This window comes from Aquidulcibacter sp. (genome assembly GCF_044346625.1).
In the GTDB taxonomy this organism is placed as follows: Bacteria; Pseudomonadota; Alphaproteobacteria; order Caulobacterales; family Aquidulcibacteraceae; genus Aquidulcibacter.
This window is the reverse complement of record NZ_JBIIYV010000021.1, coordinates 23346-44543: the sequence shown is the minus strand read 5'-3', so window position 1 is coordinate 44543 and position 21198 is coordinate 23346. Positions and strand designations below refer to the sequence as shown.

20 protein-coding genes and 1 tRNA gene are annotated in these 21198 nt (G+C 55.1%); 4 read left to right on the top strand and 17 right to left on the bottom strand.

Translation table 11 applies throughout. The features are described 5' to 3' along the window. Positions 1-173: 173 nt before the first annotated feature. The 7 genes from ACIQ20_RS07505 to ACIQ20_RS07475 form a co-directional block, all read right to left on the bottom strand. Positions 174-461, bottom strand: coding sequence for a DUF6898 family protein (locus ACIQ20_RS07505; protein WP_395778947.1), 288 nt, complete (start codon positions 459-461; stop codon positions 174-176). A gap of 41 nt (positions 462-502) precedes the next feature. Then, positions 503-1723, bottom strand: coding sequence for a 5-aminolevulinate synthase (gene hemA / locus ACIQ20_RS07500; protein ID WP_395778945.1), 1221 nt, complete (start codon positions 1721-1723; stop codon positions 503-505). A gap of 192 nt (positions 1724-1915) precedes the next feature. Then, positions 1916-2422 carry a MarR family winged helix-turn-helix transcriptional regulator gene (locus tag ACIQ20_RS07495; RefSeq protein WP_395778943.1) on the bottom strand — a complete coding sequence of 169 codons (507 nt, stop codon included), beginning with the start codon at positions 2420-2422 and terminating at the stop codon, positions 1916-1918. 77 nt (positions 2423-2499) lie between these two features. After that, positions 2500-3387, bottom strand: coding sequence for a 3-hydroxyisobutyrate dehydrogenase (mmsB, locus tag ACIQ20_RS07490; protein ID WP_395778941.1), 888 nt, complete (start codon positions 3385-3387; stop codon positions 2500-2502). Continuing rightward, entirely contained in the window at positions 3381-4472 is a 1092-nt protein-coding gene (locus tag ACIQ20_RS07485; RefSeq protein ID WP_395778939.1) for an enoyl-CoA hydratase/isomerase family protein, read from the bottom strand. The genes mmsB and ACIQ20_RS07485 overlap by 7 nt, the downstream gene beginning before the upstream one ends. Continuing rightward, entirely contained in the window at positions 4469-5614 is a 1146-nt protein-coding gene (locus tag ACIQ20_RS07480) for a glycerophosphodiester phosphodiesterase (protein ID WP_395778937.1), read from the bottom strand. Before ACIQ20_RS07480 ends, ACIQ20_RS07485 begins: the two co-directional genes overlap by 4 nt. Further along, positions 5604-6746: an acyl-CoA dehydrogenase family protein gene (locus ACIQ20_RS07475; protein ID WP_395778935.1), complete on the bottom strand. Its 1143-nt coding sequence runs from the start codon at positions 6744-6746 to the stop codon at positions 5604-5606. The genes ACIQ20_RS07480 and ACIQ20_RS07475 overlap by 11 nt, the downstream gene beginning before the upstream one ends. A gap of 66 nt (positions 6747-6812) precedes the next feature. Between ACIQ20_RS07475 and hemB the strand changes: the two genes are divergently transcribed. After that, entirely contained in the window at positions 6813-7823 is a 1011-nt protein-coding gene (gene hemB / locus ACIQ20_RS07470; RefSeq protein WP_395778933.1) for a porphobilinogen synthase, read from the top strand. 3 nt (positions 7824-7826) lie between these two features. Here the strand turns inward: hemB and ACIQ20_RS07465 are convergent, their stop codons facing one another. From ACIQ20_RS07465 to ACIQ20_RS07455, 3 genes are read right to left on the bottom strand one after another with little or no spacing between them, the layout of a single operon-like run. After that, a complete protein-coding gene (locus ACIQ20_RS07465; protein ID WP_395778931.1) occupies positions 7827-8423 on the bottom strand; it encodes a hypothetical protein in 597 nt (198 codons plus the stop codon). Next, the gene (locus ACIQ20_RS07460) at positions 8423-9301 is read right to left on the bottom strand and encodes an NAD(P)-dependent oxidoreductase (protein ID WP_395778929.1); all 879 of its coding nucleotides are present in this window, start codon (positions 9299-9301) and stop codon (positions 8423-8425) included. Before ACIQ20_RS07460 ends, ACIQ20_RS07465 begins: the two co-directional genes overlap by 1 nt. Beyond that, positions 9298-9786, bottom strand: coding sequence for a flavin reductase family protein (locus tag ACIQ20_RS07455; RefSeq protein ID WP_395778927.1), 489 nt, complete (start codon positions 9784-9786; stop codon positions 9298-9300). Before ACIQ20_RS07455 ends, ACIQ20_RS07460 begins: the two co-directional genes overlap by 4 nt. Before the next feature lie 75 nt (positions 9787-9861). On the opposite strand from ACIQ20_RS07455, the gene ACIQ20_RS07450 reads away from it, so the two are divergent. The 3 genes from ACIQ20_RS07450 to ACIQ20_RS07440 all read left to right on the top strand — a co-directional run bounded on the left by ACIQ20_RS07450 (position 9862) and on the right by ACIQ20_RS07440 (position 12511). Then, positions 9862-10752 carry a flagellar motor protein MotB gene (locus ACIQ20_RS07450; RefSeq protein WP_395778925.1) on the top strand — a complete coding sequence of 297 codons (891 nt, stop codon included), beginning with the start codon at positions 9862-9864 and terminating at the stop codon, positions 10750-10752. 80 nt (positions 10753-10832) lie between these two features. Then, positions 10833-11600 carry an arginyltransferase gene (locus ACIQ20_RS07445; protein ID WP_395778923.1) on the top strand — a complete coding sequence of 256 codons (768 nt, stop codon included), beginning with the start codon at positions 10833-10835 and terminating at the stop codon, positions 11598-11600. A 116-nt stretch (positions 11601-11716) separates the two neighbouring features. Continuing rightward, the gene (locus ACIQ20_RS07440; RefSeq protein ID WP_395778921.1) at positions 11717-12511 is read left to right on the top strand and encodes a hypothetical protein; all 795 of its coding nucleotides are present in this window, start codon (positions 11717-11719) and stop codon (positions 12509-12511) included. A gap of 105 nt (positions 12512-12616) precedes the next feature. On the opposite strand, the gene ACIQ20_RS07435 is transcribed toward ACIQ20_RS07440, so the two are convergent. The 7 genes from ACIQ20_RS07435 to ACIQ20_RS07405 form a co-directional block, all read right to left on the bottom strand. Next, positions 12617-13045 carry a PaaI family thioesterase gene (locus ACIQ20_RS07435; protein WP_395778919.1) on the bottom strand — a complete coding sequence of 143 codons (429 nt, stop codon included), beginning with the start codon at positions 13043-13045 and terminating at the stop codon, positions 12617-12619. Between the two features lie 285 nt (positions 13046-13330). Further along, the gene (gene parC, locus ACIQ20_RS07430; RefSeq protein WP_395778917.1) at positions 13331-15580 is read right to left on the bottom strand and encodes a DNA topoisomerase IV subunit A; all 2250 of its coding nucleotides are present in this window, start codon (positions 15578-15580) and stop codon (positions 13331-13333) included. A gap of 132 nt (positions 15581-15712) precedes the next feature. Next, positions 15713-15787 (bottom strand) — tRNA-Glu (locus ACIQ20_RS07425). A 73-nt stretch (positions 15788-15860) separates the two neighbouring features. Continuing rightward, positions 15861-17654, bottom strand: coding sequence for a single-stranded-DNA-specific exonuclease RecJ (recJ, locus tag ACIQ20_RS07420; RefSeq protein WP_395778915.1), 1794 nt, complete (start codon positions 17652-17654; stop codon positions 15861-15863). A 4-nt stretch (positions 17655-17658) separates the two neighbouring features. Continuing rightward, on the bottom strand, positions 17659-18609 hold the full coding sequence (gene glpX, locus ACIQ20_RS07415) for a class II fructose-bisphosphatase (protein WP_395778913.1): 951 nt from the start codon (positions 18607-18609) through the stop codon (positions 17659-17661). A 48-nt stretch (positions 18610-18657) separates the two neighbouring features. After that, positions 18658-19929, bottom strand: coding sequence for a homoserine dehydrogenase (locus ACIQ20_RS07410; RefSeq protein WP_395778911.1), 1272 nt, complete (start codon positions 19927-19929; stop codon positions 18658-18660). Positions 19930-19987: 58 nt separating this feature from the next. Beyond that, positions 19988-21181 (bottom strand): LL-diaminopimelate aminotransferase, encoded by a 1194-nt coding sequence (locus tag ACIQ20_RS07405; RefSeq protein ID WP_395778909.1) that lies wholly within the window; start codon positions 21179-21181, stop codon positions 19988-19990. Positions 21182-21198 lie beyond the last annotated feature (17 nt).

Below are 21198 nucleotides of genomic sequence, written 5' to 3'. Positions count from 1 at the left end.
CGCTACCATGATCCCACGCAGCCCACTCAGGGCCACATAGACACCACAAACCACCATCCAGCCAAAAAGCTGCCTCTCAAAGGCAGATTATCCTAAATGCGCCGAAATCGGATTGTTCACATGCGACGAGATTGCTATTTATACTTAAAACCTCAAGATAATACTTGAGAAATCTAAGTATAAATTCCACGTTTTGGCAAGGACGTAGCCGTGTTTTTGGAAACCTCCTCACCTTTCTCAGGCAAGTCGGCGCCGTTATCGTTCCAATTGTCGAGAACCATATGACCTTGCGCCATAAGACATTGCCCCAGCTTCCGTAAGGCCAAGCGATTTTGGTCAAATTGGGCGGCGTTTGAAGGCGTAGTTACTGAGACTTCCAAGCCGGTTTGCGCATCAATAGCCCGGACCTGCGCGTACGCACCCCGGTTCTGTCGTTCAATGTAGATTTCCCGCGCAGCCATTTGCCTCAAAAGGGGGTCTGGCTGCGCTTGGTGCGCCATATCTATGCAACTTGGCTCTGCGCTTTGGTGTGCCAAACGTCCAGCACCGCACCTACCAACGCTTCACACAGTTGATCATCATGAAGTGGGCTCGGCGTAAAGCGCAACCGCTCCGAGCCTCGCGCAACAGTTGGGAAATTGATTGGCTGCACATAGACCCCGTGGTCCTGAAGCAAACGATCTGAAATCGTCTTACAGCGGACTGCATCACCGACAAAAAGCGGCACTATATGTGTCGTAGAACTATCCATCACCGGAAGACCGGCCTGTAGGAACAAACGCTTGAGCAGATTGGCTTGGCGCTGATGTTGCGCCCGCAACTCTATGCCCTCTGAACTTTTCAGTATACGCACACTCTCCAAAGCGCCAGCCGCCAAAACGGGGGCCAAAGAGGTGGTGAAGATAAAGCCTGGGGCAAATGATCGGATTGCATCCACCATTGAATGGCTGCCTGCAATATAGCCGCCCATTAGGCCAAACGCCTTACCTAGCGTGCCTTCAATTACATCAATGCGGTCAAGGGCACCATCCCGCTCTGCAATGCCTGCCCCGCGTGCGCCATACAGGCCAACTGCATGAACTTCGTCCAGATAGGTCATCGCATTATAGCGCTCTGCCAGATCGCAAATCGCATGAATTGGCGACACATCGCCATCCATGGAATAGACGCTTTCAAACGCGATCAGTTTGGGCGCATCCAGCGGCGCACGCGCAAGAAGACTTTCCAAGTGCGCAACATCATTGTGCCGGAAAACGCGCTTCTCACAACCAGAACGGCGAATGCCCTCGATCATCGAGGCATGGTTCTTTTCGTCGGAAAAGATGATGCAGCCCGGCAGGATGCGCGACATCGTAGCCAAAGTCGCATCGTTTGCGACATAGCCAGAGGTGAAGAGAAGTGCTGCTTCCTTTTGGTGCAGATCAGCGAGTTCATATTCTAAATCGACATGGAAACTGGTGGTGCCAGAAATGTTGCGCGTTCCACCCGATCCCGCACCTACATCATCAATCGCGCTGGTCATGGCTGCCAACACACGCGGGTGTTGCCCCTGCCCCAGATAATCATTGGAGCACCAGATCACGATCTCCTGCTCACCAGATTCTGTCCGACGGCGCGCGCGCGGGAACTGACCTTGGACGCGCTTCACATCGGCGAAAACCCGATAGCGGCCTTCATTGCGGACTTCCGTGACGGCCTTTTTGAAGGCACCTTCATAATCCATAGTAAGCTGGCCCCTACGAGCCCCCTCATCGCGCGCGTTAATCCGATCAGTCGTTGAGGAATAAGTAGATGAAATTGGTCACAAAGCCATAGGCAATATGTCGCAGCTGGCAGACTAAAGTAGCGTGTGGGCGCAAAAAAGCCGCTATCGACCCTTCGATAGCGGCTTTTTGATCTGGAAAGCTTCGAGAGCCTAGAGCCGGAAGCGGATTTGGTCTGCCCAGAAACGCTCTAACCGGGTCAACGTCTTGTTCGATGCCACTAGATCCGGGCTCTCGACACCGCCGACTGGGCTCAAGGTTGCGGCATGGCGCTGGAACATCACGTCCAACTGCTTGCGCAACTCGCTGCCTTCTTGAGTCAGACGTAAACGGATCTGACGCTTATCGTGCAAAGACTTGCCGCTCTCGACATAGCCGAGCTCGTGCAGCTTCTTCAAATTGTAAGAAACATTGGAACCCAGATAGAAGCCGCGGGACTTCAATTCACCCGCAGACCATTCGGCATCGCCAATGTTGAAGATCAGGAGCGCCTGAACGGGGGTCAAATCATCATGACCCGCACGATCCAAATCGTCCTTAACGACATCCAGCAATTGCCGATGGAGGCGCTCTACCAAAGAAAGCGCACGACGATATTCGCTTAGGCTCGATTCTTCGACCAAGTCGCCGATCGAGTTTTGTTGTGTTTGACCCGCCATAATTTTTCTCCCGCCGTATTCTTCGACGTTTCGAGACAACTTAAGGCAAAGTCTCTAATATCTTGTTAAAATGAACTTTACTCGCTCCTAAGCATATCAATGACACCGGAAAAATCCCGATTTGGTGTGTACTTAAGAATATATTCACTATAAATTTCTTCTGATTTTAAGGCTAAGGCCGCCGTCATGCCGACGCCGTGCGTTGCTTCCAAAGCCAGCCTTAAATCCTTCAACATCAGTGCTCCGGCAAATCCGTTGATGAAATCTCGGTTTGATGGCGCTTGAGGTACCAATCCTGGCACTGGCGCATAGCTGGTCATTGACCAACTTTGGCCAGAGGATTGAGAGGCGATGTCAAAGAAAGCTTTGGGGTCTAGACCCAGCCTTTCGGCCAACACGAACGCCTCACAGGTGCCAATCATGGAGATCGCTAGCAGCATATTGTTGCAGATTTTGGCTGCCTGCCCTGCACCCGATTGCCCCGCATGGATCACGGCCTTGCCCATGGCTTGCAAAATAGGTTGCGCCTGCTCAAATTCCTCTGCCGCACCTCCAACCATAAAGGTCAAGGTACCGGCAGACGCTGCGGCTACGCCACCGGATACGGGGGCATCGCACATTACAAAGCCCTTAGCACGCGCGGCCTCGCCCACAGCCCGCGCATCATCAACCGATATCGTCGAGCAATCGATCAAAACCGTATCTGGTCGAATATGGGCAAGCACCCCAGCTCGGCTTTGATAGACGTCGACTACGTGGGCCCCAGTTGGCAACATCGTCACCACAAAATCAGCTTTCCCAACGGCTTCTGCCACAGATAGTGACGCTTCACAGCCAGCAGCAACGGCTGCTTCAAGCGCAGCAGGCGCAAGATCATACGCAAACACCCGATGGCCAGCCTTCGCCAAATTTGCCGCCATGCCCGAGCCCATAGCACCCAAGCCGATAAAGGCGATATCTACCATGTGATTGGTTCCCATTCGGTACCTTCCCCTGCCTCGAGGGGGGCAAAAATTGCATCAAGCAGGGCGTCGTCCACTTCTTCCAGACTGACTGGCTGCCATTTTGGCGCCTGATCCTTGTCGATTATGACCGCGCGAACCCCTTCAAGGAAGTCATGCCGCCGGACAACGCGTGCGCCAATGCGATATTCCATCGCCATATGGGTCGCAAAGTCGGTCGCTGCGCGACCTTCGCGCAACTGCCGAAAGGCTACTTTCAAGGTCTGGGGGGACTTTTGCTCCAAAATTTTGACTTGTTCCTGAGCCCACGCGCCTTCGTCCTGAACGAGGGCTTCCACGATCGCTTCAACGCTATCGCCCGCGAAACAGCGATTGATGATGGCGACAGTCTCAGCGGTCAGATGCTGGGGCCTGCCCGCCTCTTCTTCCAGAGCCGCGAGACCAGATTTTAGGGCAGCCAGTGGCGTGTGGGTCGACATAGCCCCCGCAACTTGCGCCTTGAGCGCGTCGAGAAGTTCACTGGGGATGTAATGGGTTAAAATGCCGGCAATCACACAATCAGCGGCTTTGATGCGCGTGCCGGTCAGCGCCAGCCACATGCCGATCTCACCAGACAAGCGAGGCAAAAACCAACCACCGCCAACATCGGGAAACAAGCCAATCCCGGTCTCTGGCATGGCAAACAACGTGCGCTCGGTTCCAATACGAAATGGTCCATGAACGGAGATGCCAACCCCACCACCCATGGTGACGCCGTCGAGGATCGCGACATAGGGCTTTGGATAATTGGCGATCAGATGGTTCAGGCGGTATTCGTTATAAAAGAACGCGCGGGCTTCCTGTCCATCCTTTGCCCCGCTTTCAGCCAGCATTCGGATGTCGCCGCCCGCACAAAAGCCGCGAGGCCCCGCATGATCGACCATAACACCCGCGATGGCGGGATCCATTCGCCATGCCAATAAGGCTTCGGTCATGATCTTGACCATCTGCCCATCCAGCGCGTGCAGCGCGTCTGGGCGGTTCAGGGTCAGAACGCCTAAGTGTCCTTGGGTTGAAACTAAAACAGGCAGGGAAGCAGCTTCACTCATTGTGACGCCCGTGCTTGAACTGCAATATCTGGAAAGTCCGAGAAGACCCCATCCACACCGGCGGCCATAAAGGCCTGAACTTCGGCAATCAGATCACCATGTTGGGCCAAATAGGTTGGGTCAGAGCTTTGACCTCGGCGATAGTCGTCCGGCAAAAAGTAATTCTCAGCTCGGAAAGTCCAAGGGTGAACCACCAACCCCGCTTTATGCGCATCGGCGACAAAGCTGGTTGGAATTAAGTTTTTATTGGAGGCGTCGCGCGGCAGGATCAGGATTTTCTCTGGCCCCACGCCGTTGGCATAGGTGGCGATTTCTTTCAGGCCCGCCGCTGTCGCCATGCTGCCATAAGTGACACCTGCCTTGCTAAGATCAAATGGGCCACCGTCCTTAGCCATCAATTGCACCAATGGCGCTTTAGTCTTGCCGCGCAGGCGCTTGAGATTGGTGACTTCAAAACTCTGAATGAAAATTGGCGCGTCAGCCGCATCAAGACCGTATCGCTGAATAAGCGTCACCAAGGGCGCGTCAAACGATAGGTTTAGACCTTCAAACCAAGTGGGGTGCTTGGTTTCAGGATACACGCCAATCGTGTGACCGGTTGTGGCGATTTGCCGTTTGGCAAGCTCTAAAACCTCTTCAAAAGTCGGCACGTCAAATTGCCCATCATAGGCCATATTGCCGGGCCGCAATTGCGGCAAACGCTCCTTACACCGCAGAGTTTTGATCTCAGCCAAAGTAAAATCTTCGGTGAACCAGCCTTCATAAGGCTCGCCATCGATGACGTGCACTTTCTTTCGATCGGCAAACTCTGGCTTTGAAGCCACATTTGTTGTGCCGCTGATCTCATTTTCATGCCGACAGATTAGGTGACCGTCTTTGGTCAAGACCAAATCAGGCTCGATAAAGTCGGCACCTTGGTCAATCGCAAGTTGATAAGCGGCCAACGTATGTTCTGGCCGCAAGCCCGACGCGCCGCGGTGGGCGATGATAATCGGCTTGGTCAAGACGGAACCTCCTTTTGCTTGGCGGGTGGCGACAGGGCCAGTTTGGCCAGTGGCGCAAGCCGAAACCAACCCTGCACCAAGGGCGGAACCCATCCCCAACAACAGTTTGCGACGACCTAGATAAACGTTAGAAACCACGATCTAATTCCCTTGCGATAATCACGCGCATGACCTCATTGGTGCCTTCAAGGATTTGATGCACCCGCAGATCCCGAACAATGCGTTCCACCTCATAGTCTTTGAGATAGCCGTAACCGCCATGAATCTGCAGCGCCTGATTTGCGACATGAAAGCCGATATCTGTGACAAACCGTTTCGCCATAGCGCATAATTTTGTCGCTTCAGGGCTTTTGGCATCCAAGGCTGCAGCTGCATGGCGCAGGAAGACACGCGCAGCCTCTAGCTCGGTCGCCATATCGGCCAATTTGAATTGCGTGGTTTGAAAGTTCCACAGCGCTTGGCCAAATTGTTTGCGGTCGCGCGAATAAGCAAAGGCCCGTTCAATCGCATCGGTTGCGCCGCCCAACGAGCAAGCCGCGATATTGAGGCGGCCACCATCCAAACCCTTCATGGCAAAGGTAAAGCCTTGGCCTTCTTCGCCCAGCCGATTGGCAACGGGCACACGGCAATCTTCGAAAATGACTTGTGCAGTTTGCTGAGCCTGCCAACCCATCTTCTTTTCAATTTTGCCAAATGACAGACCAGGCGTATCCTTTGGCACTAATAGGGTCGAGATACCGCGCGGGCCTGCTTCGCCTGTCCGGACCATCACGACATAGAGGTCAGAGAAGCCAGCCCCGGAAATGAACGCCTTGGTGCCATTGACGATATAGTCATCGCCATCGCGGCGGGCGGTGGTCGACAAGGAAGCCGCGTCTGACCCAGCGCCAGGCTCTGTCAAACAATAGCTGGCAATCATGTCCATGCTGGTTAGAGCCGGAAGAAATCTCTGTCGCTGTTCTTCTGAGCCAAATGTATCAATCATCCAGCTAGCCATATTGTGGATAGATAGGAAGGCCGCATGGGAGACATCGCCGCGAGATAATTCCTCAAATATAATCGCCGCATCCAAGCGCGTGAGGCCAGAGCCGCCCATATCATCGCGCACATAGATCCCAGCAAAGCCCAGTTCCGCCAAAGCCTGCAAGGTAGCGCGGTCTAGGGTTCCCGCCTCTTCCCACGCCATGGCATGGGGGGCGAGCGACTCCTTTGCAAAGCGGCGAGCCGTTGAAATGATAAGGTTTTGGTCTTCGGTCGTGTCGTAGGCCATAGAGTGTGAATCCTGTGATGTTGGGCAGCGTAGCCGTTTCGCAATTATGGCGCTACACATACTTCCATGACGACACATCTACCCTCCGCCGCCTTCCCTGCCACCCGTATGCGCCGCAATCGTTTGACCGATTGGCGACGCAGACTGACCCGCGAAACCCAATTAAGCGTCAATGACTTAATCTTGGCGATGGTGGTTCACGACGGCACCGAAAGTCGTATTCCGGTGGCTTCTATGCCCGGCACCTTCCGCTATAGTCGTAACGAGGCGGTTGCGGTGGCTCAAGAGGCTGAGAGCCTCGGCATCCCGATGATCGCGGTCTTTCCGTTCATCGATTCAGCGCTGAAAAACGGCGAAGGATCCGAAGCCTTTAACCCGAAGGGTTTGATACCCGAAGTAATCGCCTCGATGAAGGCAGCGGCCCCAAATGTTGGGCTGATGACGGATGTGGCGCTCGACCCCTTTACAGACCATGGCCATGACGGTCTGATCGATGACGCGGGCACCATGCTGAACGATCCAACGATTGAAGCTTTGGTTAGACAGGCCGTGCTTGAAGCGCAGTCGGGTGCCGATGTTGTCGCCCCCTCTGATATGACGGACGGGCGGATTGGGGCCATACGGGCGGGCCTCGATGCTTCAGGCTTTCATGATGTAGCCATCATGTCTTATGCCGCAAAATATGCGTCTGCCTTCTATGGTCCGTACCGCGATGCCATCGGCTCTAAAGGTGCACTAAAGGGCGACAAGAAAACGTATCAGATGGACCCGGGCAATAGCGACGAAGCCTTGCGCGAAGTGGCCTTAGATATCGCCGAAGGTGCCGACATGGTCATGGTCAAGCCAGGCATGCCCTATTTGGATATTGTTCGCCGCGTCAAAGAACACTTTGGCGTGCCGACCTATGCGTTCCAAGTTTCCGGCGAGTACGCGATGATGGAAGCAGCCATCGCCAATGGTTGGCTAGACGGTGAACGCGTGCGGATCGAGGCTCTGTCCTGCTTCAAGCGGGCGGGCGCGGACGGCATCATCACCTATTGGGCGATGGAAGCAGCCAAGCGGCTACGCAACGCCTAAGCCTTAGCGTCGTTTTGCTTTGGGTGCAGTTTTTTTAGGTGCAGCAGGCTTTGCTTTTACCACAGGGGCTTGCGGAACTTCTGCAGGGCCTAAGACCAAAAGCTCTGGCCGACGCTTGTTTGCGACGTCAGGCAAAGGCACCATCGAAATCTGATAAAACGGCTCCTTAGCGCCGCCAGAAAAAGCGACCGAGGCCGTTGAGCCAAAATCATCGTTGCGCCGCGCTAGCTTTTCATTTTTCAAACATTTTGCGACTTCATCAGAAAAGTCCGCTAAGGCCTGTGCAACTGCCGCTTCATCAGCCTCATCGACTACTGGCGCGCCATAGCATGCCAAGGAGATCGAGGCATTATAGACAAAGCGACAATCGGTTAGACCTTCCAGCGGCTTCACCACTGTCACAGGCCGGTTCTCGACGGTCAACACCCCCTGCCCGTTGCGCACGCGCGTTGGGCGGGTCTCAGTTGCCACTAAGGATTTAAACGCGAGCGGCCGGTCCAATGTGGCCAGCTCAATTTTTGCAACCCCATCACACAAGACAGTCGGCTTAAAAGGCGTTGGAGTCTCAGCGATAGCTGCCATCATCAAAAGGGAAAACATCAATCGGGCTTTCTTAAAGAAGTGAAACGTTTAGCCAAGCTGGAGGTATCCAGACGGCCACCCCCATCGGCTTGGATTTCGGCATAATAGCCATTGACCATTTGGGTCAAGGCAAGATCAAGCCCTTTAGATTGGGCAGCTTCTAATACGATCCGCAAATCCTTGCGCATCCAATCGACAGCAAAGCCAAAATCATAGCGATCTTCAACCATGGTCGCCCAGCGGTTTTCCATCTGCCATGAGCCTGCGGCCCCTTTGGAAATGGCGGCAAGGACCGCGTCGGTATCAAGCTCTTGTGCTTTGGCAAAGGAAACGGCCTCAGCAAGGCCTTGGACGACCCCTGCGATCGCGATTTGATTGACCATTTTGGCCAGTTGGCCTGCGCCCGCCTGACCGATCCGGACAATATTGCCGCAATAGGCAGACAATACAGGCGTCGCGCGCTCAAAAACCGCTTCGTTGGCACCGCACATTGCGGTCAGTCGGCCATTGATCGCGCCAGCCTGACCACCAGAAACCGGTGCATCCAGCCAGTCTAGCCCTGCCGTGGAAGCAGCCAGCGCCAATTCTTTCGATAGGGCAGCAGAGGTCGTGGTGTGGTCAACATAGACAGCGCCTGGCTTCATTGCGGCAAAGGCTTGGAGCGCGACTGCCCGTGCATCAGGATCATCGCCAACACAGGCCATCACAAAGTCTGCACCAGTGACCGCCAACGCAATCGTCTCAGCAACTTCACCGGGATTGGACTGCGCCCAAGCTTCGGCTTTCGCATGTGTGCGATTCCAAACGCGTACCGAATGGCCGTTTTTGACCAGCCAACCAGCCATAGGGCCACCCATGACCCCCAACCCTAAAAAAGCCAGCGTCGGCTGGCTCATGACTTTGCCAAGGCTGCGGTGGAACCAAATTGTCCACTGAAATAAGCCAAGCCTTGGCCCTGATGACTTTGATAAGCCATGGTTTGACCAATTAGGATCAAATGATCCCCCGCTTCAATGCGCTTCGCGACTTTGGTGTCAAAGGCCGCAATGGTGCCGGGCAGAATTGGGGACCCGGTCTCCAAGGCGGCATACTCACCCACTGCGAGCTTTTGATCGCCCTTACCGGCAAAGCGCATGGCCATCTCGCCTTGGCTGTCTGACAGAATATTGATCGCATAGGCATCACATTTTGAGAACAGGTCAAACGAGTCAGACTTATTGCCCAGACACCACAGCACGAGAGGCGGCTCCAGCGACACTGACGTAAAGCTATTGACCGTTAAGCCATGGCCATTTCCGTTTGAATCCAACGTGGTCACGATCGTGACGCCCGTGGCAAAGCTGCCCAAGGCAGTGCGATAGTCTTTTAAGTCAAATGTCATTTGTTCATTCCTGCAAACCTGCTCTTAACCGACATCGTGCATACTTCTCAACACTATCACTGTGAGAAGCTCATCATGTCGTCCAATCGGCCCATAATAATTAAAAGAGTCAAAAAGATAGCCGGCGGACACCATGGTGGCGCATGGAAAGTGGCTTACGCTGACTTTGTGACCGCCATGATGGCCTTCTTTTTGTTGATGTGGTTGATCAACACCTCCTCACCCGAGCAAAAGCGCGGGATTGCAGACTATTTCGCACCAGCCAGTGTGTCTGCTTCGACCTCGGGCTCTGGCGGGATTCTGGGCGGCACGGCCTTGGGCGAAGTTGGCGCGATGCAAAAAGGGGCAACCCCGATTTTTGAATCAGCAGCACCTGCGAGCCAACCCTCCAGCCAAGCGGGTGAAAGCAGTGGGCAAGGTGCGGCAGACGCCGCGGATAAGGCCGCTGAAGATGCCATCGCCAAACGCGAAGCCGCCGAATTCCAACAAGCTGAGATGAGTTTGCGCCAAGCCTTGCAGGACATGCCAGAACTGGCTGAGATGTCGCGCAACATCATCGTGGATCAAACGCCAGAGGGCTTGCGCATTCAATTGGTTGACCAGGAAGGTCGCCCGATGTTTGAGCCCGGCTCAACGGTGCCGAATGATCGCGCGCGCCTGATTTTGCAAGCTGCAGCACGTATCGTTGAGACATTGCCCAATCGCGTCAGTATCTCAGGCCATACCGATGCAGCCCCAAATCCTGATCCGCGCAATTCCAATTGGGACCTGTCATCAGCCCGCGCGAATTCCGCGCGCCGCGTGTTGACAGCAGCGGGCTTGAGTGAAGACCGCATCGCGCAAGTATCCGGGAAAGCAGGGTCTGACCCCCTCTTCCCAGACGATCCCTATCAGGCGGCCAACCGCCGGATTGCCATTGTCCTGCAGCGTGCATCGCCACCCTTACCAGCAGATGGCGGATTGTAAGTTTTTCCGCAGACTGCAAGGCTGATTTTGTTTTTTCAGGTGTTGGCGAAAGACTGGGAAGGTTGTTACACTCTCTCAACATGAGCACAGACCCGACTTCACCTGCGGGGCGGATTTCCGCTTCTAAGAATATCAGGTTTTACCTGACTGCAGCCCAGCCTTGCCCTTATTTAGACGGGCGGCGGGAACGGAAGGTTTTTGCGGCACTTGATGGACCCGATGCGATTGAGTTGAATGACAGCTTGACCCATGCCGGATTTCGTCGCTCACAAAACATCGCTTACCGACCAGCTTGCGATATGTGCGCTGCCTGCGTCTCGGTTCGTGTTCCAGCCGCGCAATTTGTCTTTGCCAAGCGCTGGCGACGGGTTCTGGCGCGCAATCAGGACATCGTGTCAAACTTGGTAACTGCCCATGCCACCTATGAGCAATATGCCCTGCTACAAACCTATCTGAAGGATCGCCATTTCGGGGCTGGGATGTCAGACATGTCGGTGTTTGATTATTCGGCGATGGTCGAAGAAACCTCGGTACGAACCCATATAATTGAGTACCGCCTAGATGGCGAAGATGGTCGTTTGGTTGGATGTGCCTTGGTCGACGCCCTCGCTGATGGGCTATCGATGGTTTACGCGTTTTTTGACCCAAGCGAATCAAGTCGCAGCTTGGGCAGCTTCATGATTCTCGATCATTTACGCCAAGCCCAAGATGTCGGTTATCCATACGTCTATTTGGGCTATTGGGTGCGCGGTTCTCGCAAAATGGCCTATAAAGCCAACTTCCGACCTATTGAAGCATTAAGCTCCTCAGGATGGACTGATTTAAGTCCATTACTTGATAAAGACTAGGAAGTGTTGAGGCATTTTCCAGAAATTCAGGCGAATAAACCTATCAAGTTAGGAAACGTTAAGCATTACGCGCCACAAGCAAAATAGCGATTTTTTTGTGAGTGGAGTAATCTGTTATGCGCTTGTCTTATCTTGTTCCTGCACTTGCTTTGTTAAGCGGCCCGGCACTGGCAGATTCACCGTTCTCTTTTGGTGGTTCGGTTGGGTATGAGTTTCCCGTCAGTGGCAAGATCATCGATGAAACATCCAGCGCCAGCCTAAATCTGACGACCCTAAATCCAGCCCTTGCGGGTACAGGTATTTTGCGGCTTCGCGGGACAGACTTTAAAGACAGCTCAGATGCGCCACTCAAGGCAACCATCGAAGTGCGCTATGCTTTGACACAGACTTCTGAAATGTTTGGTGCGATCACTTATAGCCAAGCCGACGGCAAAAGCGCCAACATTGGCTGCGTCGAAATCGTCGTCTCGGGCGCTCCAGACTGCTCGACCCCGCTGACCGCAACCTTTAGCGACTTCAAGCAAATGGGCGTTGAGCTAGGCTATCGTCAATGGCTGGAAAGCCCGTTCCTGAGCGACCGATTGTTCACCTATTACACCTTGCGCGCTGGCGTAACCCAAACGGACGCCTTGTCTGCGACTGTTGTAGCGTCAACCTCTCTGGTGCCCAATGCTGCCCTTGGCACGTGGAACCTCTATGACGACAAAGTTACCTATGTTGTCGGCGCTGACTTCGGTGCGACCTATCTGGTCGCACCATTTGCCGAAATCGGCGCGGAAGTTGGTGTGCGTTACAATTCTAAACTGTCTGAGATCGACACTGGCCTAACCGCGCTGGGCCTGGCTGCGGCCAATGACAAGTCCGACCGGATCTCAATCCCTGTGTCAGTGCGGTTGAACGCGGCGTTCTAGGCTTCTCAATATCGAACTTGATTTAAAGGGCGCTTGGTTGACCAGCGCCCTTTTTGCTGGGTGGGTGTTTGGCAAACCCCTCAGGGTTACGAGTGGTCACACGTGCTAGGCTTTGATCGGAGAAAGCAGCTGTTGCGAAGAGGCGTCGGCAATCAGCTCGTCGTTCTCGCGCTTCAGCTCTACTCGGCATGTGATCATTTGGCTCGTCTGAGCGACCACCCTCGCCTCTATCAAAAGTGCCTCAGCGCGCCCGACACGAACAAAGTTCATTGTAAGGTTCGTGGTTCGAAATACCATGTCATCTGGAACCAACGTCATCGCCGCGAACGCGGCTGCTTGGTCCGCAAGTGCGGTGAGATAGCCACCGAACAATGACCCATCCACATTTAGTAAGTCCGGATTTGGAATCCAACGTTTGCGCACCCAACCAGCGCCCCAATCATCTAACCCACCAAGTTGCAGAGTTTGAACCACCGGGGGCAAAACTGCGGCCCCTGTCTTCAGCAAATCCAATCTTTCAGTCGCCCAAGTCATCTGCGCCCTCCATCTCTTGTTGAGCGCAATCATACAGGGAATGGTCGATAGGGATATGCAGTATTGGATGTGTGTGCTCGTAAGCAATAGACTTCGCGCTGTGGGGTGCGGTCCATCAATGGAATGCACCAAGGTCATGAAATTTCTGAGATCGGTGTAGTCGTGCCTCCGCTCAAGCATTACGCGGCTCTTCACTTGCCTTGAAGCCGCCCACCAAACTTTTTGCGCAAGCTTGGGAGCAAGGTCACTCCCCTCGCCCCGTTAGGGGAAGGGGGACTTTAGCCCCTACCCCACAAACTTGCCCGACCGCGAGAAGCCGCGTGGGACCATGCGGCCGGCGGCGGCGCGTTTGGCGACATAGTCTTTCCAGTCGGGTACATCGCGGCGGCGGCCGGAGGTGTCGTACCATGCGAGGCCTTCGTCTGCCTTGAAGGTCAGTGCGTCCAAAAGGCCACCATCCTTATAGGCTTGCAATTTGACGCCTTTGCCCCGGCCCATGCGTGGTAATTCTTCGGTTTTGAAGACCACGAGTTTCCGGTTCTCACCTACCACAGCCACCATGTCGCCCTGGATGGGGGCAACCACCGCGGTCTTCGCCCCGTCATCCAGGTTCAAGACTTGCTTGCCCGAGCGACGCATGGCCGCACATTCTTCGTCGCTGACCACAAAGCCATAACCAGAGCTGGCGACAATCAAGCGCTCGCCATCGGGCTTGGGCAAGAACATGGCCAGAATGTCGTACTCTTCGCCCAAATCAATGGACAGGCGCACGGGTTCGCCTAAGCCCCGGCCACCGGGCAATTTATCACCCGCCAAGGCAAAGGCGCGGCCATCAGTGGCAAATAGAACGATGCGGTCCGTCGTCTCGGCATGGAGCGAGAGGTAATAGCCGTCTCCATCCTTATATTTGACGGTCGAGAGATCATCGATCTTGCCCTTCAGCGCCCGGATCCAGCCCTTTTGCGACAAAACCACCGTGATGGGTTCGCGTGTCACGAAGGCCTCGGCACTCAACGACAGGGCCACTGGAGCGTCGGCAAAGGTTGTGCGGCGCGCACCGAGTGGGGTATCTTTGGAGAAAGCCGACTGGATTTCGCGCAATTCTTCAGATGCTTGCGCCCATTGCAAAGCGGGCGAAGCAATCATTGCCATCAGGCCTTCGCGTTCGGCCTTTAAATCTTCATTCTCTTGGCGAATTTCCATCTCTTCGAGCTTACGCAAATTGCGCAAGCGCGTGTCGAGAATGGCATTGGCTTGGACATCGGTTAGGTCAAACGTCTTGATCAAGACTTGCTTGGGCTCATCCTCATAGCGGATGATGCGGATGACCTCGTCGAGATTGAGATAGGCGACGAGCAAGCCCGCCAAAATCTCCAAACGCGCCTCAATCTTGCGTAGTCGCCAATTGGCACGCGCGACAATCACGTCCCGCTTGTGATCGAGAAACGCCTTCAAACACTCAATCAAGCTCATCACACGCGGCGCGCCTTTTGCGTCCAGTACGTTGAGGTTCATCGAGAAGCGGTTTTCCAGATCGGTGAGCTTGAACAAGCTCTCCATCAATTGTTCGGGCTCAACCGTGCGCGCGCGCGGCTCGAGGACGAGACGGATGTCTTCAGCGCTTTCATCGCGTACATCGCCTAACAGTGGGGCCTTCTTGTTTTCAATGAGCTCTGCCAAGCGCTCAACAATCTTGGACTTTTGCACCTGATAGGGCGTCTCGGTCACGATGATACGCCAGGTGCCGCGCCCTGTGTCTTCGACATGCCAGCGGGCGCGGGTACGGAAGCCCCCCTTACCAGTGGCATAGGCTTCACGGATGGCGGCGCGCGATTCAATACATATCCCGCCAGTCGGGAAATCGGGGCCGGGCACTAGACCTAAGATTTCATCCAGATCCGCTTCAGGCTTATCGATCAGCAATAGACAGGCATCGATCAGCTCAGCTGCATTATGGGGCGGGATCGACGTCGCCATCCCCACCGCAATGCCCATCGAGCCATTGGCCAATAGGTTTGGATAGCCAGCAGGCAGAACCGAAGGCTCTTCATCCTCTTGGCTATAGGTCTCGCGGAAAAGAACCGAATCCTCATCCACCCCTTCCATCAGTAACGCGCCAATCGCAGTTAGGCGCGCCTCGGTATAACGATACGCCGCTGCGGAATCGCCGTCGATATTGCCGAAATTGCCTTGCCCATCGACCAATGGATAACGAACGGAGAAGTCTTGGGCCAAGCGAACAAGCGCATCGTAAATCGCGCTATCGCCATGGGGGTGATATTTGCCCATCACGTCACCGACGATCTTGGCGCACTTTTTGAAATTGCTGGATGGGTCGAGGCCCAATTCGCCCATGGCATGAATGATGCGGCGCTGAACGGGCTTTAGGCCATCGCGCACATCGGGCAGCGCGCGGCTGGTAATGGTGGACAAGGCGTAGACCAGGTAGCGGCTTTCTAAAGCGCGATCAAACGGCTCATTGATAATGTTGCCGCTGTCGCCGCCACTGCCATCTAATTCCACTACATCGCCCATGGACCCACTATCCTTCGAATCAGGCGTCCATCATGGCAGCGTGTGCGGCCAAGTGCGACGACAAGCGGCAGCGACTTGTGGACAAGTACTGCAATGAAGTGCCGATTTATGGGGATTTACGCGGGGTGGGAGTGGCAGCTCCTACGGGAGTCGAACCCGTCTTTCCTGATTGAAAATCAGGCGTCCTAACCGATAGACGAAGGAGCCACATCACGCGTTGTTCACACGAGAGGGGCGCTCTATACAAAGGCCGTTGCCAACACGCAAGCGGCCTTTGCTGCTAAGATGCAGGACTTGCATCGATAATCTCACAATCTACCGCGTTTCCGCCGCGCCAATCATCCTTTTTCAACCGAACCACAACATGGACCGGCCGTCGTCCCATCAAAGCGTCGCCTAACGGCGTGTTCAAAGCGCGAAATGCAATCGCTTTGATTCTTTGTCCGGATTGGTCTTCCAGCATCAGGCGCACATGGCCAGTTCCAACGGGCGCGGCCGCATAGGGACGCACATCGGCAAAGGCAAAGACCGGGTCAGGCCAACCCGCACCATAAGGACCAACCTCTGCCATGGCATCGAGGAGTTCGGGCGTTGCGGCCCCTAGCCCAACAAGGGCGTCGATGGCCAAATCACGGCTGGTGCCAGTCGCGTCCGATTCGGTGCGTAATCGGCGAGCCAGGTCCTGATGGACGGACCTTAGGTCCTTGAATGTCATGGTTAGGCCCGCGGCCATCGCATGCCCACCGCCAGCCAGAATGACGCCGTCACTTGCGGCACCAGAAACAGCTGCGCCCAGATTAATGCCCGGCACTGATCTGCCAGACCCCTTTGCATGGGGATCATCTGGATCGGCGGAGCCAATGACAATGACAGGGCGATGGAAACGGTCTTTCAAGCGCCCAGCCACAATGCCGATGATGCCAGGATGCCAACCCGGCGCGCCCAGCATCAAAAGCGGGCCATCCAGCGGCCCTGCTTCACCCCGTTCAACCCGAGCAATGGCTTCTTCAAGCACATTGGCCTCAATGGCGCGACGTTCTTGATTGAGGAGTTCGAGCTCTTCTGCGATTTGGGAAGCTTCAGCAGCATTGTCGGTCGACAAGAGCCGCACCGCGAGCGAGGAATCCCCTACGCGGCCCCCTGCATTCAAGCGTGGGCCAAATACCCAACCAGACGCATAGACACTGCCGGGGTCCTTAAGTTTCGACGTCACCGCCAAAGCCGCAAGACCCGGATTGGTCAGTTTCTCCTGCACCTTCAAGCCTTGGGCCACCAGAGCACGGTTGAGGCCTGTCAGCGGGGCAACATCGCAAATTGTTCCAAGCGCTGCGAGGTCAAGACGGCTTAAGAGATCATATTCTGAACCAGACCAAAGCCCTTGCTGACGCGCCGCACGATTGAGGGCAACCAGCGCCACAAAGACCACACCTGCGGCCGTTAAATGGCCTAAACTCGAGCGATCATCTTGCCGATTAGGATTGACGACCGCCAAAGCAGGTGGCGGCGCGCCATGCATCAAATGGTGGTCAAACACCACCACATCCAAGCCAATTCGGGCGGCTTCCTCGAGCGCAGCATAGGCGGCCGCCCCACAATCGACTGTAATCAGAAGATCGGTGCCGCTAGCCTTGATCTTGTTGACGATCTTTGGGCTAGGGCCATAGCCGTCCAAAATGCGGTCAGGCACAAACACATTGGCGCGCGCGCCAATCGCTTTGAACCAGCTTAAAAGCAAAGCGCCAGAAGTCCCGCCATCGACATCATAGTCGGCCAGAATGGTAATGGCCCTTTGGTCCTGCACAGCGGCAAGGATGGCCTCAACCGCCTTCTCCATGTCTTGCAGGGTGAAGGGCTCAGGCAGCTCGTTTTTGAGCTTGGGTGATAAGATGCGCATCGCGGTGTCAGGCACCGCCCCGCGCGCAACCAAAAGCTTGGCTTGCATCGCCCCAATGCCGAGACGACGCACGCCTTCTTCCAAAACACCAATGTCCGCTTCAGACTGCCCATCGGGCAAACGCTGAAGCCATCTCCGACCAGTCAGGCTCGACTCTGTTCCGAGGAAAGAGCCAAGCATCACCCTAGCCTAGGTGCTGGGTGCGAACGACACGAGCGGTCTTCGCAGCTGAGTCCAAAACCAAAGTCTCAGTCACAAAGCCCTTGGAAGTTGCTTTCACGCCTGCCACCAGCGCACCATTAGTCACGCCTGTCGCGGAGAAGACCACGTCGGTTGAGACCAATTCGTCCAATTGGTAGGTGCGGTTGAAATCCGTGATGCCTATGCGACGGGCCCGGCCTTTTTCATCCTCATTGCGGAAAACCAAACGACCTTGGAATTGACCGCCGACGCACTTTAGGGCTGCAGCAGCCAACACACCCTCGGGCGCGCCGCCTTGACCCAAATAAAGGTCGATCCCGGTTTCAGGGTCCGTGGTGTAGATTACGCCTGCAACATCGCCATCGGTGATCAGATGAATACGGGCTCCAACGGAGCGCAGGCTTTCAATGATTCCGCTATGGCGTGGACGGTCCAGCACGCAGACGCCGATGTTTGCTGGCTCAACGCCCTTGGCCTTCGCCAAAGCAATGACGTTCTCAGCTGGGGTGCGATCAATGTCGACAACGCCCGCTGGCAGGTCGGGGCCAACCGCGATTTTGTCCATATAAGTATCTGGGGCATACAAAAGCCCGCCTTTAGGTGCGATGGCCAAAACGGCTAAGGCGTTGGGCATCGCTTTCGCAGTCAGAGTCGTGCCTTCCAAAGGATCCAGCGCGATATCAAACTCGCCGCCTTCTCCGGTCCCAACTTCTTCCCCAATATAAAGCATCGGCGCTTCATCGCGCTCGCCCTCACCAATGACCACACGGCCCTTCATGGCTATGGCATTCAGACCCGTCCGCATCGCGTCAACGGCCAATTGATCGGCGGCCTTCTCGTCTCCCCGGCCAATGCCCCGATAGGAGGCAATTGCGGCGGCCTCGGTAGCTGCCAAAGCACCAGCGGCGATATCAGGGGGAAGGTTTACAGTCATAAAAGGTCCAACTTTACTAGAGATCATGAACAGGCCAACGGGCCGTGATTAGTCTTCCAGAGGCATCAAGACTGGGGCCTCAACCAGGACGTCCAGTCGAGAAAGCTCATCCAAGGCGTCCAACAAATCCTGCTCTGCCATGGGCTGAGTGGTCAGCACGATGGGCACACGGGATGCATCTTCGGGGGGCTTTTGCAGGAAGCTTTCGATGGAAACAAGGTGCTTTGCCAGCGTATCGGTGATTTTCGCGATGGTTCCAGCCCTGTCGGGGACACGTAAGCGAACATAGAATTTCGATGAAACCAAAAGCCCACCCGTGGCTGCGGTCAATTGGTTGGCTTGACCGGGACCGGAAAACACAGGCCGTGAATCTTCGTGCGAAAGATCAATCAAATCGCCCGCAACTGCCGAAGCTGTCGGCCCAGCCCCTGCCCCAGCGCCAACCAAAGACAAACGACCGACTGGGTCTGCATCGATCACGACTGCATTGAGAGGACCATTGACGCGCGCGATTGGATGATCTTGCGCCAATAGAGTTGGGCGTACAGATTGAACAACGCTATCCCCCACGCGGGCCGCTTTGGCCAATAGCTTTACGCGGCGGCCAAGAAATTTAGCGCTTTCCAAATCAATCGGCTCAATCGCTTGGATGCCCTCAAGGCGCAAGGCGGCAAAGTTTGGTGCGCCGCCAAAGGCAATCGCAGACAGAATGGCCAGCTTATGCCCGGCATCCGCGCCAGAGACATCGAGTGTCGGATCTGCTTCAGCATAGCCAAGGCGCTGTGCATCGGCCAAAACCTCGCTAAAGCTGCGCCCTGTTAGGTCCATCTCGGTGAGGATGTAATTGCACGTGCCGTTCAAGACACCACTAACAGCAGTGATGTAATTAGCAGCCAAGCCTTCACGCAGGGCCTTAATGACCGGAATACCACCAGCTACGGCTGCCTCATAGCGAATTTCTGCGCCATGCTTGGCGGCGAGCGAGGCAAGGGCTGCCCCATGCTCGGCCAACAGCGCTTTATTGGCTGTAACCACGTGCTTGCCAGCCGTAAGAGCAGCCTCGACAGCAGCCTTAGCGCTGCCTTCAGAGCCGCCCATCAATTCGACAAACACGTCAATGTCCGGGCTGGAAGCCAGTTCGACAGGATCGTCAAACCAAGCGATGCCAGAAATGTCGACGTCACGCGTACGGCCTTTGGTGCGGGCTGAAACCCCTGCCACTTTCACAGTCGAAGCCAAGGGGCCCTGCCCGTATGCCAGCTTCAAAAGCCCGCCACCCACTGTGCCGAGGCCGGCAATCCCAATTCTCAAGATACCCATATAAATCTCTCTATCAGGCATAAAGGCCTGTTCATTACGACTAGATCAGAGTGTGGGTCTAAATCGACCCACTCTCCTCGATCAAAAACTTCCGCACAGCACGCGCGGCTTGGCGAATTCTTTGCTCGTTCTCAACCAGAGCGATACGCACATATTCATCGCCATACTCGCCAAAACCTGCCCCGGGTGCCACGGCGACGCCAGCCTTTTCCACCAATCGCTTAGAGAATTCAACTGAACCGAGTCCTCTAAATTTCTCAGGGATCAAGGACCAAGCAAACATCGAGGCCTGAGGTTCTGGAACATCCCAGCCAGCCCGCGAGAAGGAGTCAATCAGTGCGTCACGACGCGCCTTATAAATCGCGCGCATCTCTGCCACACACTCCTGAGGTCCATTCAGCGCTTCGACCGCCGCCACTTGCACCGGCGTATAGGCCCCATAGTCCAAATAGGATTTCACCCGCGCCAACGCGGCGATCACCCGCTCATTGCCCAAAGCAAAGCCGACGCGAAAGCCTGCCATGGAATAGGTTTTCGACAAGGTGTTGACCTCAACCACCACATCCTTCGCACCTTCGACTTGCAGGATGCTTGGCGGGGGCTTGGATTCATCGAAATAGATTTCCGAATAGGCCATGTCGGAGATCACCAGCATATTGTGCTTTTTAGCGAGCGCCACGACCTCTTTATAATAATCAAGCTCCACCACTTGAGCAGTTGGATTGGCGGGATAGCAGACGATCATCGCAATTGGTGGCGGAACAGAATGGCGTACGGCCCGACTGATGCCAGCTAGATATTGTTCTGGGCTATGGGCTTCGATCGAGCGAATGACACCGCCAGCCATGATGAAGCCAAAAGCATGAATAGGGTAAGACGGATTGGGGGCAATCACCACATCGCCCGGCGCACAAATGGCTTGCGCGAGGTTTGCAAAGCCTTCTTTGGAACCCAAAGTCGCGACAATCTCGGTGTCAGGATTTAGTTTCACACCAAACCGACGATCATAATAGCCCGCCATAGCGCGACGCAGCCCCGGAATACCGCGCGATGCCGAATAGCGATTACTGCGTGGCTTTCGCGCCGTTTCAACCAGCTTTTCAACGATATGTTCTGGCACCGGCAAATCAGGATTGCCCATGCCAAAGTCAATGATGTCAGTTCCGTTCGCCCGCAAACGAGCTTTGAGTTTGTTCACTTCCTCGAACACATAAGGAGGAAGGCGCTTAATTTTATAAAAATCGCCGATCATGGCGGAAAACCTTTATT

Excerpts from the sequence above, each read along its gene's own strand:
- ACIQ20_RS07440 (WP_395778921.1), top strand. The coding sequence starts at position 11,717 with ATGCGCTTGTCTTATCTTGTTCCTGCACTTGCTTTGTTAAGCGGCCCG.
- ACIQ20_RS07410 (WP_395778911.1), bottom strand. The coding sequence starts at position 19,929 with ATGGGTATCTTGAGAATTGGGATTGCCGGCCTCGGCACAGTGGGTGGC.
- ACIQ20_RS07455 (WP_395778927.1), bottom strand. The coding sequence starts at position 9,786 with ATGACATTTGACTTAAAAGACTATCGCACTGCCTTGGGCAGCTTTGCC.
- glpX (WP_395778913.1), bottom strand. The coding sequence starts at position 18,609 with ATGACTGTAAACCTTCCCCCTGATATCGCCGCTGGTGCTTTGGCAGCT.
- ACIQ20_RS07460 (WP_395778929.1), bottom strand. The coding sequence starts at position 9,301 with ATGAGCCAGCCGACGCTGGCTTTTTTAGGGTTGGGGGTCATGGGTGGC.
- mmsB (WP_395778941.1), bottom strand. The coding sequence starts at position 3,387 with ATGGTAGATATCGCCTTTATCGGCTTGGGTGCTATGGGCTCGGGCATG.
- ACIQ20_RS07495 (WP_395778943.1), bottom strand. The coding sequence starts at position 2,422 with ATGGCGGGTCAAACACAACAAAACTCGATCGGCGACTTGGTCGAAGAA.
- ACIQ20_RS07450 (WP_395778925.1), top strand. The coding sequence starts at position 9,862 with ATGTCGTCCAATCGGCCCATAATAATTAAAAGAGTCAAAAAGATAGCC.
- hemB (WP_395778933.1), top strand. The coding sequence starts at position 6,813 with ATGACGACACATCTACCCTCCGCCGCCTTCCCTGCCACCCGTATGCGC.
- ACIQ20_RS07505 (WP_395778947.1), bottom strand. The coding sequence starts at position 461 with ATGGCTGCGCGGGAAATCTACATTGAACGACAGAACCGGGGTGCGTAC.
- ACIQ20_RS07475 (WP_395778935.1), bottom strand. The coding sequence starts at position 6,746 with ATGGCCTACGACACGACCGAAGACCAAAACCTTATCATTTCAACGGCT.
- ACIQ20_RS07435 (WP_395778919.1), bottom strand. The coding sequence starts at position 13,045 with ATGACTTGGGCGACTGAAAGATTGGATTTGCTGAAGACAGGGGCCGCA.
- parC (WP_395778917.1), bottom strand. The coding sequence starts at position 15,580 with ATGGGCGATGTAGTGGAATTAGATGGCAGTGGCGGCGACAGCGGCAAC.
- ACIQ20_RS07405 (WP_395778909.1), bottom strand. The coding sequence starts at position 21,181 with ATGATCGGCGATTTTTATAAAATTAAGCGCCTTCCTCCTTATGTGTTC.
- recJ (WP_395778915.1), bottom strand. The coding sequence starts at position 17,654 with ATGCTTGGCTCTTTCCTCGGAACAGAGTCGAGCCTGACTGGTCGGAGA.
- ACIQ20_RS07445 (WP_395778923.1), top strand. The coding sequence starts at position 10,833 with ATGAGCACAGACCCGACTTCACCTGCGGGGCGGATTTCCGCTTCTAAG.
- ACIQ20_RS07485 (WP_395778939.1), bottom strand. The coding sequence starts at position 4,472 with ATGAGTGAAGCTGCTTCCCTGCCTGTTTTAGTTTCAACCCAAGGACAC.
- hemA (WP_395778945.1), bottom strand. The coding sequence starts at position 1,723 with ATGGATTATGAAGGTGCCTTCAAAAAGGCCGTCACGGAAGTCCGCAAT.
- ACIQ20_RS07465 (WP_395778931.1), bottom strand. The coding sequence starts at position 8,423 with ATGTTTTCCCTTTTGATGATGGCAGCTATCGCTGAGACTCCAACGCCT.